Source organism: Bacillus sp. GS3m_15504 (assembly GCF_055825275.1).
In genome coordinates this window covers 1,152,965-1,170,567 of record NZ_JBVVNL010000001.1, presented here as the reverse complement: position 1 = coordinate 1,170,567, position 17,603 = coordinate 1,152,965, and the positions used below count along the sequence as shown (strand labels likewise).

General features: G+C 37.7%; 12 protein-coding genes. 4 read left to right on the top strand and 8 right to left on the bottom strand.

Annotated elements, in window-relative coordinates; all coding sequences use genetic code 11:
• Positions 1-8 precede the first annotated feature (8 nt).
• From hutU to hutP, 3 genes are all read right to left on the bottom strand, one after another.
• Positions 9-1,667: a urocanate hydratase gene (hutU, locus tag AC0L0O_RS06280; protein WP_000416714.1), complete on the bottom strand. Its 1,659-nt coding sequence runs from the start codon at positions 1,665-1,667 to the stop codon at positions 9-11.
• Between the two features lie 23 nt (positions 1,668-1,690).
• On the bottom strand, positions 1,691-3,208 hold the full coding sequence (gene hutH, locus AC0L0O_RS06275) for a histidine ammonia-lyase (RefSeq protein ID WP_000631853.1): 1,518 nt from the start codon (positions 3,206-3,208) through the stop codon (positions 1,691-1,693).
• 104 nt (positions 3,209-3,312) lie between these two features.
• Positions 3,313-3,753 (bottom strand): hut operon transcriptional regulator HutP, encoded by a 441-nt coding sequence (gene hutP / locus AC0L0O_RS06270; protein ID WP_000926516.1) that lies wholly within the window; start codon positions 3,751-3,753, stop codon positions 3,313-3,315.
• 193 nt (positions 3,754-3,946) lie between these two features.
• Here hutP and AC0L0O_RS06265 point away from each other — a divergent pair, with 193 nt between their 5' ends.
• Positions 3,947-4,894: a class I SAM-dependent methyltransferase gene (locus tag AC0L0O_RS06265; RefSeq protein WP_000746257.1), complete on the top strand. Its 948-nt coding sequence runs from the start codon at positions 3,947-3,949 to the stop codon at positions 4,892-4,894.
• 13 nt (positions 4,895-4,907) lie between these two features.
• Here the strand turns inward: AC0L0O_RS06265 and AC0L0O_RS06260 are convergent, their stop codons facing one another.
• Complete coding sequence (locus AC0L0O_RS06260) at positions 4,908-5,480, bottom strand: type 1 glutamine amidotransferase family protein (RefSeq protein ID WP_000722222.1); 573 nt, start codon at positions 5,478-5,480, stop codon at positions 4,908-4,910.
• The gene (locus AC0L0O_RS06255; protein WP_072180093.1) at positions 5,477-6,055 is read right to left on the bottom strand and encodes an AAA family ATPase; all 579 of its coding nucleotides are present in this window, start codon (positions 6,053-6,055) and stop codon (positions 5,477-5,479) included. The genes AC0L0O_RS06260 and AC0L0O_RS06255 overlap by 4 nt, the downstream gene beginning before the upstream one ends.
• Positions 6,056-6,309: 254 nt before the next feature.
• Between AC0L0O_RS06255 and AC0L0O_RS06250 the strand changes: the two genes are divergently transcribed.
• On the top strand, positions 6,310-6,606 hold the full coding sequence (locus tag AC0L0O_RS06250) for a hypothetical protein (RefSeq protein ID WP_000262403.1): 297 nt from the start codon (positions 6,310-6,312) through the stop codon (positions 6,604-6,606).
• A 103-nt stretch (positions 6,607-6,709) separates the two neighbouring features.
• Positions 6,710-7,150 carry a DUF2621 domain-containing protein gene (locus AC0L0O_RS06245; RefSeq protein WP_000889384.1) on the top strand — a complete coding sequence of 147 codons (441 nt, stop codon included), beginning with the start codon at positions 6,710-6,712 and terminating at the stop codon, positions 7,148-7,150.
• Positions 7,151-7,179: 29 nt separating this feature from the next.
• Here AC0L0O_RS06245 and AC0L0O_RS06240 read toward each other — a convergent pair whose 3' ends face one another.
• Entirely contained in the window at positions 7,180-8,250 is a 1,071-nt protein-coding gene (locus AC0L0O_RS06240) for a hypothetical protein (protein WP_000896244.1), read from the bottom strand.
• A gap of 277 nt (positions 8,251-8,527) precedes the next feature.
• Between AC0L0O_RS06240 and AC0L0O_RS06235 the strand changes: the two genes are divergently transcribed.
• Positions 8,528-16,090 (top strand): DUF7507 domain-containing protein, encoded by a 7,563-nt coding sequence (locus tag AC0L0O_RS06235; protein ID WP_428889391.1) that lies wholly within the window; start codon positions 8,528-8,530, stop codon positions 16,088-16,090.
• Positions 16,091-16,152: 62 nt separating this feature from the next.
• On the opposite strand, the gene AC0L0O_RS06230 is transcribed toward AC0L0O_RS06235, so the two are convergent.
• Positions 16,153-16,659, bottom strand: a complete 507-nt coding sequence (locus tag AC0L0O_RS06230) for a CcdC family protein (protein ID WP_001028639.1) — start codon at positions 16,657-16,659, stop codon at positions 16,153-16,155.
• A 90-nt stretch (positions 16,660-16,749) separates the two neighbouring features.
• Positions 16,750-17,457, bottom strand: coding sequence for a cytochrome c-type biogenesis protein CcdA (gene ccdA, locus AC0L0O_RS06225; protein WP_001152684.1), 708 nt, complete (start codon positions 17,455-17,457; stop codon positions 16,750-16,752).
• Between the last annotated feature and the right edge of the window lie 146 nt (positions 17,458-17,603).

Below are 17,603 nucleotides of genomic sequence, written 5' to 3'. Positions count from 1 at the left end.
TCTCCTCCTTATTTCATCATTGGAATGTTAACGCCTTTTTCTTTCGCAGTTTCCACAGCTAAGTCATATCCTGCATCAACGTGACGAACAACACCCATACCAGGGTCAGAAGTTAATACGCGCTCAATACGTTTTGCTGCTGCTTCTGTTCCATCTGCAACGATAACCATTCCTGCATGAAGTGAATAACCCATACCAACGCCACCACCGTGGTGAACAGATACCCAGCTTGCACCGTTTACACTATTAATTAATGCATTTAAGATTGGCCAGTCAGCTACTGCATCACTACCGTCTTTCATCGCTTCTGTTTCACGGTTTGGAGATGCTACTGATCCGCAATCTAAATGGTCACGACCGATAACGATTGGTGCTGATAATTCACCATTTGCAACCATTTCATTAATGATGCGGCCAAATTTCGCACGCTCACCGTAACCAAGCCAACAAATACGTGATGGAAGGCCTTGGAATTCAACTTGCTGACGAGCCATACGAATCCAGTTACATAAATGCTCATTATCCGCGAACTCACGTAAAATTACTTCGTCTGTTTTATAAATATCTTCTGGGTCACCAGAAAGTGCTACCCAGCGGAATGGTCCTTTTCCTTCGCAGAATAATGGACGGATAAATGCTGGAACGAATCCTGGGAAATCGAATGCATTTTTCAAACCTTCATCAAAAGCAACTTGGCGAATGTTATTTCCGTAATCAAATGTAATTGCGCCTTTTTCTTGCATAGCAAGCATTGCTTCCACATGTTTTGTCATGCTTTCTTTTGATAATTGTACGTAGCGTTCTGGATCTTCTTCACGAAGTTTTGCTGCTTCTTCTAACGTGTAGCCTACTGGAATATAACCGTTTAATGGATCATGAGCAGATGTTTGATCTGTAACCAAGTCTGGCGTAATATTGCGCTTCACTAGTTCTGGTAAAATTTCTGCCGCATTTCCTAATAAACCAATAGAAATCGGTTCTTTCTTCTCTTTATACTCGTTCGCAACCGCTAACGCTTCTTCTAATGATTCTGTATACATATCACAGTATCTCTTTTCAATACGACGATCGATGCTGCGCTTATCAACATCAATAGCAATAACAACACCGCCGTTCATCGTTACAGCAAGAGGTTGTGCACCACCCATACCACCTAAACCAGCAGTAAGTGTTAATGTGCCTTTTAATGAACCACCGAAATGTTGACGCGCCGCTTCACCAAACGTTTCATAAGTTCCTTGTAAAATACCTTGTGTTCCGATGTAAATCCAGCTACCTGCCGTCATTTGTCCGTACATCATAAGACCTTTTTTCTCTAGTTCACGGAAGTGATCCCAGTTCGCCCACTTCGGTACTAAGTTTGAGTTCGCTAAAAGAACGCGAGGCGCATCTTCATGTGATTTAAAAATAGCAACTGGTTTTCCTGATTGAACAAGTAAAGTTTCATCGCTTTCTAACGTTTTTAATGAATCTACAATCGCCTGATAGCTTTCCCAGTTACGAGCTGCACGGCCAATTCCGCCATATACAACTAATTCTTCTGGTTTTTCAGCAACTTCAGGATCTAAATTGTTCATTAACATACGAAGTGCAGCTTCTTGCACCCACCCTTTCGTTTGTAACTCAGTACCTCTTGGCGCGCGAATTGTTTGTTTAACTTTTTCCATTTCAATCTCTCCCTTTTCTCATTTTATAATGCTGCGTTTACATCTAATCTTTCTTTTATCGAATAATTCGTTTTTAACCAATGCGTAATATTTTCAATATCTGTTGAGAATATACGATCATTTGTAATAGAAGGTACTTGCTGACGACCTTGATGGTAGAAGCTTTTCGTCACTGTACTCATGTTTTCAATTCCGCGATATTCTGCTGCTTGCATCGCACAAATCATCTCAATTGAAAGAACGCGTCTTACATTTTGAATAATTTGATGTGCATGGCGTGAAGCAATTGTTCCCATACTTACGTGATCTTCTTGGTTAGCTGATGACGGGATTGAATCAACACTCGCCGGATGCGCTAACGTTTTATTTTCAGAAACTAGTGACGCTGCAGCATATTGCATAATCATTGCACCAGACTGAAGTCCTGGTTCTGGACTTAAAAATGGTGGTAAATCATTTAACTGCGGATTTACTAAACGCTCAATACGACGCTCTGAAATATTTGCAAGTTCTGCCATCCCTACTTTTAAGAAGTCCATCGCAAATGCAATCGGTTGACCGTGGAAATTACCACCTGAAATTACCTTTTCCCCGCCATCAAAAATAAGTGGATTATCTGTCGCGGCATTCATTTCAATTTCTAATTTTTCTTTTACATAATTTAAAACTTGCCAAGAAGCACCGTGTACTTGCGGAATACAGCGAAGTGAATACGCATCCTGTACACGCAGTTCTCCTTGTTTTGTTGTTAATTTACTATCATGAAGGATGTCACGAATTCTGCTCGCTACTTCCACTTGCTCTTTATAACCACGTGCTTTATGAACATTTTCATCAAATGCATCAATAATGCCTTGTAACCCTTCAATTGTCATAGATGCAATTAATTCAGCTTGATAAGCCGTTGCTTCTGCTTCTATATAAGAAAGAACTCCTTGCGCTGTCATCGCCTGCGTACCATTAATTAACGCCAGACCTTCTTTTGCTTCAAGTTCAATTGGCTCAAGACCTTCTTCTGTAAGAGCAACCATCGCATGAACACGTTTCCCTTTATAGAACACTTCACCTTCGCCTAATAATACGAGCGCAAGATGAGATAAAGGCGCTAAATCACCACTCGCACCAAGTGAACCTTGTTGCGGAACAACTGGGTGAATTTTACGATTTACAAACTCAAGAAGCATATTTACAACGAGCGGTCTAACACCAGATACTCCTTTAAGCATCGTGTTCGCTCGTAAAATTAACATACCGCGTGATACTTCTTCAGGAAATGGATCGCCTATCCCACATGCATGTGACTGAATTAAATTGTGCTGAAGTGCCTTTACATCATCTTTTTGAATTAGCACGTCACTGAACTTTCCAAATCCAGTTGTAATACCGTAAACGACTTTTCCGTTCTCTACAATTTTCTCAACTACTTCGCGGCACTCCGCCACCTTTTGCATACTAGTTGGACAAGCGGTTACACCTTCCCCTTCAAGTAACAACCTCTTCATTTCTTCAATTGTCAATGTATGTCCTGTTAATGTAATCATTCTTTTTCCTCCTTAAAAAGGCAAAAGGGGGCCTTATCTTTTTAAGACAGACTTCTGTCCTAAAAAAAGTAAGGCCCCCTTCTAACTAATAGACTATGGGCAAATCATATGTGATTAATTCCTAAACCAATCGCCTCATGCTCAGATCCTTTTACAGGTGCACCAATCGTTCCATATAATGCAACAGCAACCCATTCGCCTTCTTTTTTTCCGTCGTATGGTGTACCGCGCACAATCGCAAAGCGAAGTCCTACTGTACGAAGAACGTCTGCTAACTGAATTTGACCTCTCGTCACTCCGTACAAAGCTTCCATTATTGCATGATAAAGTGCATGTGTTTCTCTGTAAACGTCTGTTTCAATAACTTGGTTGCTTTTAGCCGCTGTTTCCATTGCTGCGACAACCTTTTGCGAATTCATCGAACCCACTTTCCCCGTACAATATTTCCAACCTTTTGGGATAGATAATACAGGGCTTTCATTCTCATCCGCAAGTGCCAACAGCATGGCCATACGACCAATTCGATGTGTTCCTTGAAGAAGCATGTGACTCTCTCATTTCTTTTAATTATTTGAATATTTCTTAATTTAAGAATATATGAAAACGGTTAAATCGTCAATAGTTTAAACTCACATTCAAACATTTTTTCATCTTCTCCATTTGTGTACACAAATGATTTACACAAATTTTTCAGGCATGCTATAGTCTCACTAACAGATGCAAAGGGGAGAGATTTCAATGAAAAAGCGAAAAGATATTCATTTTCGAATTGAAGAAAAATTACTTGAAAGGTTTGAATCCGCACTTCATTACGAAGGTTTAAAGAAAACCGATGTATTAACACATGCGATTCAACAATTTTGTATGAAAGTGGAATATGAAAAAATGAATGATGTAAAACGGCAATATAGCGTCAGTAACAATTTACAAACACGTATCGATACACATAAACATTACGAAGAAAAACAAGTGAACTTAGATGAAATCGTTATTGAACATTTACAACTTCAAGGGAGAGAAAGAATATTAGAGGTTGGATGCGCTAACGGAAAATTCCTTTCCCTTTTGCAAGCGAATGGCCATAAAGGTCAATTAACCGGTTTTGATCAATCAGAAGCCATGCTTTCTGAAGCCACTAAAACGAATAATTTAATTGAATGGAGACTAGGTGACGCTGGAAAACTTCCTTTTGAAGCTAATTACTACGACTTGATTGTCGCAAGACATATGTTATATCACATGAAAGATGTCGAAAAAACAATTCAAGGATTCCATAAAGTAATTCATCCTGGTGGCTCACTTTTAGCTACAACAAATTCTAACGTTACATTACCTCGTATAGTTGAAATGTGTAACCGCATGCTAGACACATTTGATTTGCCGAAAACAACATCATCAGTCACTCCATTTTGTTTAGAAAATGGTAAAGAGATATTACAGTCTGTTTTTCCAACTGTTGAAGTATCAGTTATTCATAATGCTCTCATTTTTCATCATGCTACTCCGATTGTAAACTATATTTCTAGCATGTTTCCGTCGCTAAATATACCGGATAACACACTTCTTCACGCCGAAATGAAGGACTGGCTAAAAGAAGAAGTAGAAAATGAATTGTTACTTCATAACGGTATATGGCGCGATCCAAAAACGTTAGCCATTTATCGATGTCAAAAAGAAAAAAGCTAGCATTAGCTAGCTTTTATACATTCTCAGGCAAAAACTTCTCCATCATCACATTCCCCTTACCACTGTAAAAATTTATATTATGTTCATTTGTTACTCCAAAATAAGAGGCAATTGCTATTCCAAATGGCACAAATGCATGCCCCTGTGCTGTAATAATATTTGAATGTTGCACAACTTCTTCATACACAAAATTTTCTACTGGAAAACAATCTAATTTTCTATAATCCATAGTTACTGTATACGAGTTTTCTTTGAATAAGCCTGCTTTTGCTAGCGCATACGGTCCAGCACAAATAGCAGCTACTAATTTTTCTTGTTCGTGAAATTGACGAATGACCGAAAAGAGTACTTCTGCATCCTCCATATGTATCGCATCTCCGCCTGGAATAATAATCCCCTCATATTCTTCTACACGCACTTCACCTAATTCTATATGTGGTTGTACTTGCAAACCTGTTTCACTTATAATCATTTCTTTTGTTAAACCTGCTGTAATGATTTCATATTTATTTCTCAACAATGCCGTTGCTACCGTAATTTCAAACTCCGCAAATGTTGGATATACGAATAATAGTATTTTTTTCATAGCCCTCTCCCCTTTAACCACTTCATAAAATATACCCCTAATGTGTCTGCTGATAATCTATTCGTGTCCACATAAGTTACAGGAAATTGTTTATACCAGTCTTTTTCAGTTTCTACTAATTTAAATTGCTCCTCAAATGTACTTCTGTTTCTTGTTCTATCATTATTTTTTCTATCATATAAATTACTTTCCGATACATCCAAATAAAAAATAGCATCTGAACGACATTCTCTTAATTTATATAATTCATCTTTTAATTCAGTTTCTATATCCCACTCTTTTCCTATAGTTGTAGGATAAAAGATTGTATAGAACTCAATATCTTCTGGTCCACGATCAAAAATTACGACTGAACCCTTCGCATTTTGAAACTCTTTTATTTTAGCTTCTATAAACATTTTTTGATTTGCTATAAACCCTTCTTTTGAATTCATATCCAAATTTAATTGTTTTCGCTTTTCTACAATTGGATATGGATTTTCATATATCACCGATAACCCATGTAGCTCTAACTTTTTAGCTAAAGTGGTTTTTCCACTTGCCATCGGTCCTTGGAGTGAAATTACATATGCCATTCCTCTCATTCCCTTGCGCTTCAGTAAAACTATAATATACAGAATCTTGAAAACTATCAACAAAATATATATCATCTTGTTTCTTATTCTTATCTAACTTATAATAAAAAATAGAGATTATGACGGACGCATCAATAATGTAAGCTTGGAAATCCAAGCTTACATTATTTTTTGCTTTCCCTTTTCTAATAAAAAGAGTATACTAAATTAGAACGTATGTTCTTAATGATTACATACAGTAAGGAGATAGAACAATGGTATACGACACAAAAGCAATTTCTTGGAATGAGTCTTTAAAACAACTTCAACGCCGCTATACAAACAAACAAGTTGACCGAAAAGAATTTGAGGATATTGAACTAATGGAATTCTTCCGCGATAACGACTACATTTCTTTACCTACACATATAAGCGGCCTATCAACAGCACGTTTTACTTCTTACTCTATTTTCACAACTGAAGATAAAGATCGTAAAGTTGGCACATTAATCATTGAATATGTAGAAGATGATAATAATAATTTATGTGTTGAACAACTATACTTTGTTTAAATGATAACGCTTGGTCAAAATGACCAAGCGTTCTTGCTTTCTATGAATCTCACTGTTTATAATATGAATAAAAGAAAACCGCAATCATTAAGGGGGGATACGCTTGCTCGAAGGATGGTTCAGTTGGTTTATTGTGCTATGGACTGTTATTTTATTAGGACTTATGTCTATCGGTGGATACTTTATGTTCAGAAAATTTTTAAAACGATTACCAAAAGAAGATGGTATGTCCATTTTAGATTGGGAAGAGCACTATATTAATAAAACGAGGCATTTATGGGATGACGAACAAAAACAATTGTTAGAAGAGCTCGTCAGTCCTGTTCCAGAACTATTTCGCGATGTTGCTAAATCAAAAATTGCTGGCAAAATCGGTGAACTAGCATTACAAGAGAAAGCCTCTCAAATTACACAAGATTTAATTATTAAAGGGTATATTATTGCTACACCGAAGCGTGATCATAAATTTTTAGTAAAAAAACTACAAGAAAAAAAGATTGATTATTCTCATTATCAATCTTTACTAACAAAATCTACCTCATAAAAAAGATTGCTAGCTTATAGCAATCTTTTTTAACTTACAGTTACTGATTTTGTAGCAGTTAAACGTGCCTCCGCTAAATCTATTTGTAAACCGACAGCACCAGCGTAAATATAATCAAATGTATTTGGGATATTCACGGTAGTAGAAGTAGATCCAGCTGTTAACACGCCATTTGCAGGTACATTTGTCACATCAAACTCTGCACGTCGATTAGTCGCAGAAGTACCAATTGGCATATTTCTATCCCCAAAACTTCCGACTGTATTTAAATTTCCCAAATAATTATTTACTTGTGAAGCAAAAAAGTTATTTATTAAATTATTAGGTCCTGAAAGTCCCGTACCGTTTAAGTTAAATCTATCACCTGTCGCATCAGTATCACCATTAATTGCCATTGTAAATACACGAGCATTAACCGGCGCTACAGCTGGAGTGATAAAATTTGAAATCGTTGCTGTCTCACCCAATGTAGAAATGAGTAAACCAGTATATAAACTAACATTCCTAATAGGATATGAATTATCGCGATATACAACAACCAATGCCCATCCTACACCTGTCCCTTGCGTCGGAGGATTTGCCGTGGGAACCCTTTCTACAAAATAATCCCCCGCTGCTCGATTTGAAAGCCCTTGTAGAATATTTGTTACATTTGCAGCACGTGTATAAATGGTACCTTGAAATGTTCCGCTTGATCTCGTCTCTCCCCATGCAGGAATACTCGTAATTGTATGAGTGACCCCATCCGGTGTTTGTAAAGTAGGTATATTGTTATTTACCACCGTTTCTGTCACAGTTGCACTCAATGTTCCTTGCCATACTAGCATTGCAAAGTCTACAGTTGCTGTTGCTGGTACATCTGTTACTGAAGGATTAAGCCTTGCCCAAGAACCATTTAATGTCCAATCATTTGTCGTTCCCGCAAAAGTTAATGGATCTACCGAAGAAGGAACCCCTGCAAAACTTAAATTTGTATCTCTTGTTATTAATGCATTGTATTGATACGCCGTCGCTGTTGTAATACCACGCATGCCAACTGTATTCCCTGTGTGTACCATAAATAAAGAGTCCGTTTTCGTATATGTTTGTACAAAAGCCAACAATTCCACTCCCCTTCCATATAAGATAAATATTTATTCGCTATTTCATTTAATGCAAACGAGTAAAAAAAGTTCCATTTGTATATGCACAGACTAATTTGGGCAAAAAAAAAGCCTTTGCCTATTCCTATTCATTTAAATTTGAATAGGATGCAATGACGAGCTCATTTTATACCAATATTTATAAATCATATTATTTCCAAATCATTATATAATACTAGTTGTAAATATTTAATCCCTTGACCGGATTTAAATTTATACAGAAAGGACGAATCTAATGGCAATAGCAACAATAGGAAGTCGTTTAACCTATACAATCGTTGTCCAAAATACCGGAACACTTCCTGCCCAAAACGTTACATTTACAGACCCCATACCCGCTGGCACTACTTTCGTTCCAAACAGCGTTACAGTTGATGGCGTTGCAACAGCTGGAAATCCTGCTACTGGTATTCCCATTAGCAACATTCCTGCTGGCGGCTCTGTTACAATTACCTTTCAAGTAGATGTTACAAGTGTCCCTACCCCACCAGTTGCAAGTAACGTGGCATCCTTTGGATACACATTTCAACCAGCACCTAATGTACCCACTATTAGTCGAACAACAACAAGCAATATAGTTAATACAGATATTTTCACAGCTAATGTTGCATTAGTAAAAACGGTTGAAAAAACAATTGCTACCATCGGTGATACGATTACGTATACCATTACCGCAACGAACCAAGTACCATTAGCTGCAAATAATGTTATCATTACAGATATACCTCCTGCTGGCACTACTTTTGTACCAGGTAGTGTTACAGTTAATGGTACGCCTACTACAGACAATCCTGCTACTGGTATAAACATTGGAACGATTGCAGCTAATGGAAATGCAACCATTACTTTTCAAGTTCAAGTTAACAGTTTACCTGTGCAAAATCCAATTCGAAATAGCGCTTCATCAAGCTTTCAATATAATCCACCTGGTCAACCTCCTATTAATAGAACGTCAACTAGTAATATTGTAGAAACATTAATTAATGCCGCTATCATTAATCCATCAAAAACGGCAAACCAACAAATTGTAAATATTGGTGACATTATTACTTACACGATCACAATCCCAAATAACGGTAACACTTCAGCAACGAATGTTTCAATTACTGATCCGATTCCTACAGGTACTACTTTTATTCCTAACAGCGTTACAGTTAATGGCACTATACAAACTGGCGTAACCCCGACAAATATTCCAATCGGTACTGTTGCAGCTGGTCAAACGACGACCGTTACTTTTCAAGTTCAAGTCACTTCCCTTCCAGCCAACGGAACGATTACGAACGAAGCAAACGTAACCTATACGTCACAACCGAACCCGACTGAACCTCCAACAACTACTACAACTACCCCACCTCCAACTAACACTTCTATACGAACTGCAATTGTAAATCCTACAAAAACTGTTAGCCCACAAGTTGCTGACATCGGTGATATTATTACGTATACGATTACATTGCCAAACACGGGAAATATCTCTGCTACAAACGTCATTGTGACCGATCCAATCCCTGCTGGTACTACTTTCATTCCAAATAGCGTAACAATTAATGGTGTTTCACAGCCTAATATTAATCCTGCTGGCGGGATACAAGTTGGAACGATTAATGCCGGTTCAACAACAACCGTTACTTTCCAAGTCCAGGTAACTTCCCTTCCACAAAATGGGGTAATTCGAAATATAGGAAATACAACATTTACTTATCAGCCTGATCCAACTAAACCTACGATTACAACAACAAATCCTACACCACCTACTACCGTTCCTATTAATACCGCTATTATTAATCCTATAAAAACAGCTGATAAAACCGCTGTTGATATTGGTGACATTATTACGTATACGATTACATTTAATAATGACGGAACTGTTCCTGCTACTAACGTAATATTTACTGATTCAATCCCTGCTGGTACTACTTTCATCCCAAATAGTGTAGTTTTAAATAATAATCCTATTCCAAATTCGAACCCTGCATTAGGGATTACTGTTGGTACATTGAATCCAGGCGAAACAAAAACACTATCATTCCAAGTTCGTGTTACACAAATTCCTGCTGGCGGTACTATTACAAATGAGGCTTCAACAACTTATACGTACCAACCAGATCCTACCTTGCCACCAGTAACAACGACTGAACCAACGCCACCTACAAGAGTAACTGTCAATACAGCAACAGTGAACCCAACGAAATCTGCTGATCGAGCTTTTGCTGATATTGGTGATATTATTACGTATACCATTAGTTTACAAAATAACGGAACTGTTCCTGCTACTAATATCGTCCTGACAGACCCTATTCCAAATGGAACTACTTTCATTCCAAATAGCGTGACTATTAACGGGATTTCACAGCCGAATACAAATCCTTCCACAGGTATAACAGTAGGCACATTAGATCCTACTGAAGCAGCAACTATAACCTTTCAAGTGCAAGTTATTAGTGTGCCACCAAATGGATTGGTTGAAAACCAAGGTACTGTTTCATTTACTCATACTGTAAATCCTAATGAGCCGCCTGTGACAAAAACAAGTCCTACCCCCAAAACAGAAACAGCCGTTAATACTATTATTTCAACTCCAACTAAAACTGCCGACAAACAACTTGCTGATATAGGTGATACCATTACGTACACAATTACATTTCGAAATGGAGGAACTGTTCCTGCCACTAACGTGACACTTATAGATTCTACCCCTAGCGGAACCACCTTCATTCCAGATAGTGTGACCATTAATGGAGTTACCTCTCCGGGATCAAACCCAGCACTTGGTATTCAATTGGGTACTGTAGCTGTTGGAGAAACAAAAACAATCACCTACCAAGTCCTCGTTACAAATTTCCCACCAAATGGAATAATTGAAAATCAAGCATCGTTCACTTATCAATATCAACCAAATCCAAATGAACCCCCTGTCACTTCAACTACACCAACACCTAATGTGAACGTATCTATTAATAATCCAAATCCAACAACTACAAAATCCGCGGACCTTCAAATAGCTGATATAGGCGATATAGTTACTTTTACTGTTACTTTCCAAAATAAAGGAACCGTTCCTGCAACGAATGTTACTGTGCAAGATTCGCTTCCGCAAGGTGTTTCATTCGTTCCAGGTAGCGTTGTTATTAATGGAATATCTCAGCTTGGCGAAAATCCCGAAATTGGCATACCGATTGAAACTGTCAATCCTGGTCAAAGTATTACAGTTACGTTTCAAGGTATCGTAAACAGTATCCCACCTGGTGGAGTCATTAGAAATAAAGCAAATATCACATTCACATATGAACCAAATCCTAACGAGCCTCCTGTCACAACTACCATTATAACTCCTGAAACGGAAACAACTGTCAATACAGCTACATTAGAACCACAAAAAACAGCAAATCGTTCCTTCGTTGCATTAAATGACATTATTACCTATACTCTTTCTTTCCAAAATGTTGGAACTGTACCAGCTACGAACGTAACTATAACAGACTCGATTCCAGCTGGTACTACATTTATTCCAGATAGCGTAACTATTAACGGTGTTCCTCAAGCAGGAATAAATCCAGCATCAGGAATTCCAATCGGTACGCTAACACCAACTGAAAGAGTTACTATCACTTTTCAAGTTCAAGTCATTAACATTCCACCGAGCGGAACCATAAATAACCAAGGAAGCGCTACATTTAATTATCAAACGGATCCGACTTTACCTCCTGTGACAAAAACAGAAACAACACCAGAAACGAATACTCCGATTCAAACCGCAGTAATCAGCCCAACAAAAACTGCTAATTTAACATTTGCAGAAATAGGAAACACTGTAACTTATACTATTACATTTACAAACCAAGGTACAATCCCTGCTACAAATGTAACAATTACAGACGCTTTACCTCCGGGTACTTCTTTTGTTACGAATAGCGTTACTGTAAACAATGTTACTCAACCTGGCGCCAGTCCAGTGACAGGTATTCTTGTCGGTACAGTTAACCCAGGCGAAACAGTTACAGTTATATTCCAAATTCAAATAAATGCTATTCCTCCTAGTGGAAAAATAGAAAACACAGCAAGTGTTACCTATACTTCTCAACCTAATCCGAATGAACCTCCTATCACAACAACAGAAACGACTCCGACGGTAACAATACCTGTTCGTACCGCTAACCTGAATCCACAAAAAACAGTAGATCGTGAGTTTGCAAGTATTGGTGATACGCTCACCTATACGATCACCCTTCAAAATACTGGTAATATACCTGCAACTAATGTCATTATTACAGATTCTATCCCTACTGGAACTACATTTATTCTTGGTAGCGTTACGGTTAATGGCATTCCACAACCTAATTTGAACCTTGAAACAGGAATCCCGGTTGGCACATTAAACCCTAGACAAATAGTAACTGTTACTTTCGAAGTACAAGTAACAGCTTTACCACCAAATGGAATTATCTCAAATGAAGCAAATGTCACTTACACATCCCAACCAGACCCTACTCTTCCGCCTATTACAACAACAACACCTACTCCAATCGCAGAAACAATTGTACAAAATGCAGAGTTAGAGTCAGCTAAAATAGTAGATTTACCAGTCGCTAACATTGGAGATGCACTCACGTATACGATTACTCTTGAAAACATCGGAAATATTCCTATGACAAATGTATCTGTCATTGATCCACCACCATTAGGTACACAATTTATTGTGGATTCCGTTACAGTAAATGGTATTTCACAACCAGGTATTGATCCAAGTATTGGAATACCTATCGGTACAATACAACCGAATCAAATAGTAACCATCACATTCCAAGTAACGATTACGAATATACCGCCTAACGGGGTTGTTACAAATGTTGGTTCAGTCAACTTTACATCTCAGCCTAATCCAAATGAACCTCCTGTTACAGAAACAGAGACAACACCACCAGTTAATACTGAAATCATTAATAGCATTATTAATCCATCGAAAACAGCTGATCGAAACAACGTTGATATAGACGATATCATTACGTACACCGTTACATTCCAAAACTTACAAACTGTCGAACTAACAAATATCATTTTCACAGATCCAATTCCTGTTGGTACGACTTTCATTCCAAATAGTGTAACAATTAATGGTATCCCAACTAGCGATGTTGATCCAGCTCTTGGGATTCCTCTTGGAACATTAAACCCTAGTCAATCAGTTGTTGTAACTTTCCAAGTTCGTGTTGTTTCCATACCACCTAACGGAATTATTGTAAACGAAGCTACTATCACCTACACCTTCCAACCCAATCCTGGAGAACCTCCAGTAACAGTGACTACTCCAACGCCTCCTACTACTACCAATGTCAACACGGCAACAACAAACCCTACAAAATCCGCTGATAAAGTATTTGCTTTATTAGGTGACACAATCACCTATACAATCTCCTTACAAAATACAGGAACTGTCCCTGCAACAAATGTACTTGTAACCGACCCTATTCCAGCTGGCACTACTTTCATTCCGAATAGTGTTACGATAAACGACGTTACACAGCCAGGTATTGTTCCTAGTTCTGGAATTCTTATCGGTACATTAGAACCTAACACTTCCGCCGTCGTAACTTTCCAAGTTCAAGTAACATCGATACCACCAACAGGCTTTATCGAAAATCATGGGACAGTTTCATTCCAATACCAGCCAGATCCTACTAGACCACCTGTATCTGTTACTACGCCTACACCTACTACAAAGACGCAAGTAAGTGAAGTCACTATTAATCCTAACAAACAAGGTAACCCTCAAACTATTAATCTTGGTGATACTGTCACATATACAATTACGTTCCAAAATGTCGGGAATATTAATGCGACAGATGTTATTATTACAGACCCTACTCCAGCTGGTACTACTTTCATTCCGAATAGTGTTACGATTAATGGCGTTTCTTCGCCTGGAGCAAATCCAAATAGTGGTGTAAACGTTGGGACTGTTACTCCAGGACAAATTGTTACGTTAACTTATCAAGTTACTGTAACCGCACTACCGCCAGATGGTATTATTAAAAACACTGCAACTGTCACTTACACATTCCAGCCAAACCCTGGCGAACCCCCTATTACCATTACAGATCCTACTCCAACTGTTGAAGTATCCGTTATTACGCCTACACCTAACCCAAATAAACTAGCAGACAAACAAATTGTAGATATAAATGAAATTATAACGTATACTGTAACCTTCCAAAATCGCGGGTCAGTCCCTGCAACTTCCGTTATCGTTACTGATCCGTTAGCAAATGGGCTAACATTTGTTCCAGGTACCGTTATATTAAATGGTATTCCTGATCTTGGAGCAAATCCTGTAGAAGGTATACCTGTAGGTACAGTCAATCCGAACGATACAATTACTGTTCAATTCCAAGCGAGAGTAACAAGTGTACCACCTGGTGGTATCATTCGAAATCAAGCAACTGTTACTTTCACATATGAACCAATTCCTGGTGAACCACCTGTTACTATTACAGACCCTACTCCAATTAACACGACGGACGTAAATACAGCTATATTAAATCCACAAAAAACAGCTACGCCGGAAACAGTTACATTAGGTGATATTATTACGTATACAATTTCTCTCCAAAATACAGGTACCATTCCTGCCAACAATATACTCGTAAGCGATCCTATACCAACCGGTACTTCATTTATCCAAAATAGCGTTACGATTAATAATGTATCTCAGCCAACTGCAAATCCAGAAACAGGTATTCAAATTCCAACACTTTCTCCTTCTGAATCAGCAACGATTTCTTTCCATGTCCTAGTTACTTCAATTCCACCAAGTGGAGAGATCCAAAACCAAGGTAACGTTTCATTCCAATACCAACCAGATGCTACTAAACCACCGGTATCCGTTACTACGCCTACACCTACTACAATTACTCCTGTAAATGTCGGGACTATTAATCCGATAAAAACTGCTGATAAATCCATCGTTTCAGTAGGTGATACAATTACGTTTACTATCACATTCCAAAACGAAGGTACCATTCCTGTCACTGACATTTCTGTTACTGATTCACTTCCTGCAGGTACATCATTCATTCCAAACAGTGTCACAATTAACAACATTCCAGTTCCAAATGCAAATCCATCTACAGGAATTCTAGTTGGAACTCTTAATCCATTAGACTCAGTAACAATTTCATTCCAAGTACAGGTTATTACCCTTCCACCTAATAGAATGATTACAAATATCGCATTCATTACGTCTACTTCTCAACCAGATCCTACTAGACCACCCGTCACAACAACGATTACAACACCACCAATTACAGTAGAAGTAAACCCTAATGAGCCAAACACATTTATTAAGACTGCAAATGTAAATAGCGCCCATCTTGGTGATTTCATCACATATACACTTACCTTTACTAACAATGGTGCTATCCCAGCAAATAATGTACTCATTACCGACCCACTTCCACCTGAAGTTACTTTCTATCCGAATTCAGTAACAGTAAACGGAGTAGCACGTCCTGGAACTAACCCAACTATTGGTATTCTTATCGACACTGTTAATCCAGGTGAATCCGTTGTTATCCGTTTTATCGTCCAAGTAACAGCAGAGCCACGAGGCGGTCTAATTCGCAATACTGCTCGCATTCGCTATACATTAAGACCTGATCCTACTCAACCACCGATTTCTGTTGACGAAACTTCAGAGCCAAACATTATTCCGTTTATCGGTCCATTCGTATCACCAAATTTAACTTGCTTTTTTGATGGTACACGTTTTATACGTCGTGGCTGGGATAGAAGGTGTTAACAATATAAATAAAAAGACAGCGTCAAAAAACGCTGTCTTTTTATTTTATACATATACAGTTTTTAAGTTAGTTTCATATCTTTTTCATTATAAAAACCGTCTTCTTTTTCCATTTCCTTCTGTAATTTCGTAAAGGAACGGTACATCGCGATTCTCCATGACACTATCATTGCGAATGCAAGTAAGAAGAACATACCACTAAGTTGTCCTAAGTCAAGAGATTGACTTAAATATGTTTTAAATACAATACGCACTACAAGTAATCCAATTAAAATAAAAACAAATGCTTTCGAACGCTTTAAATAAATCTCTTGTCCTCTAATTTCAAATTTAGATGTTTTAATAAGAAAAATAGAGAAAAACAAACCAACACCAATTGCTTCTAACATTTCTGCTGGAGTTAATCGAAATTCAGGAAAAACATACATCAATGCCCCCGTGCTCATAAAGAATGGCGGAAGTATAATTTTTTTCAATGTTGCAGGTTTCTTAGCTGCTTTTAAACGAATAAACATCGCACCAACAGCCATACAAACAGCAACGATACTGGATAAAACAACTATGTTCATATTTTCTCATCCTTTTTTGTGGCTATATGCAAAATATACTTTCATTATATGCTTTTCCGTTAGTATTTCCAACATTTTCACAGAATAATACTAAAAACCAGTAAATCCACCAAATAAACTTGAGAAATATACGATAATTTTCGTCATCCAGTTAAAATATAGGAAGATACCCATGACAATCATAACGTATCCCCCGATTTTCATGAACTTCATACTATTTCTTTTAATCCAAGACATTTTCGTAATAAAGAATGATAGCACGAAGAACGGAATAGCGAATCCAAGTATATATGCGATCATATAAATCATTGCTGATTCTGGATTTGTTGCTGCTAATCCGATTACAGACACTAAAATAGGTCCTGTACAAGGCGTCCACCCTGCAGCAAATGCCAACCCAATTAAAACAGATCCAAAATAACCACTCGGACGATTTTTAAACGTAAATTTACGATCTTGCATTAAAAACTTCGGCTTAAACACACCGACAATAATAAGACCGAACACGATGATAAATATACCACCTAACTGTCTAATTAAATCTTTATAATTTGTAAAGATGCCTCCAATAAAACTTGTACCAAATCCAATTGCAATAAATATAATTGAAAATCCAAGTAAGAAAAACGCTGTATGTATCATACTTCTTTTGCGAAGCATTGCATTTTCTTCTTTCAGCTCAGAAACCGACATACCTGTTATATATGATAGAAATGCCGGATAAAGCGGCAAGCAACATGGGGAAATAAATGATAAAAACCCGGCGCCAAACGCTAAAAAAATACTAATATCTTGCATTGTTCCACTCCTCTCCTTACATATTGTAGCAAAAACACGTAAAAATACTATGAACAATTCGTGAAATCACTTTTCCAACGTGATAATAAGAAAAACTACCCTTTCACGCTTTTTCAAAAAAAACGTTTTCAGTTCCTTCTATTATA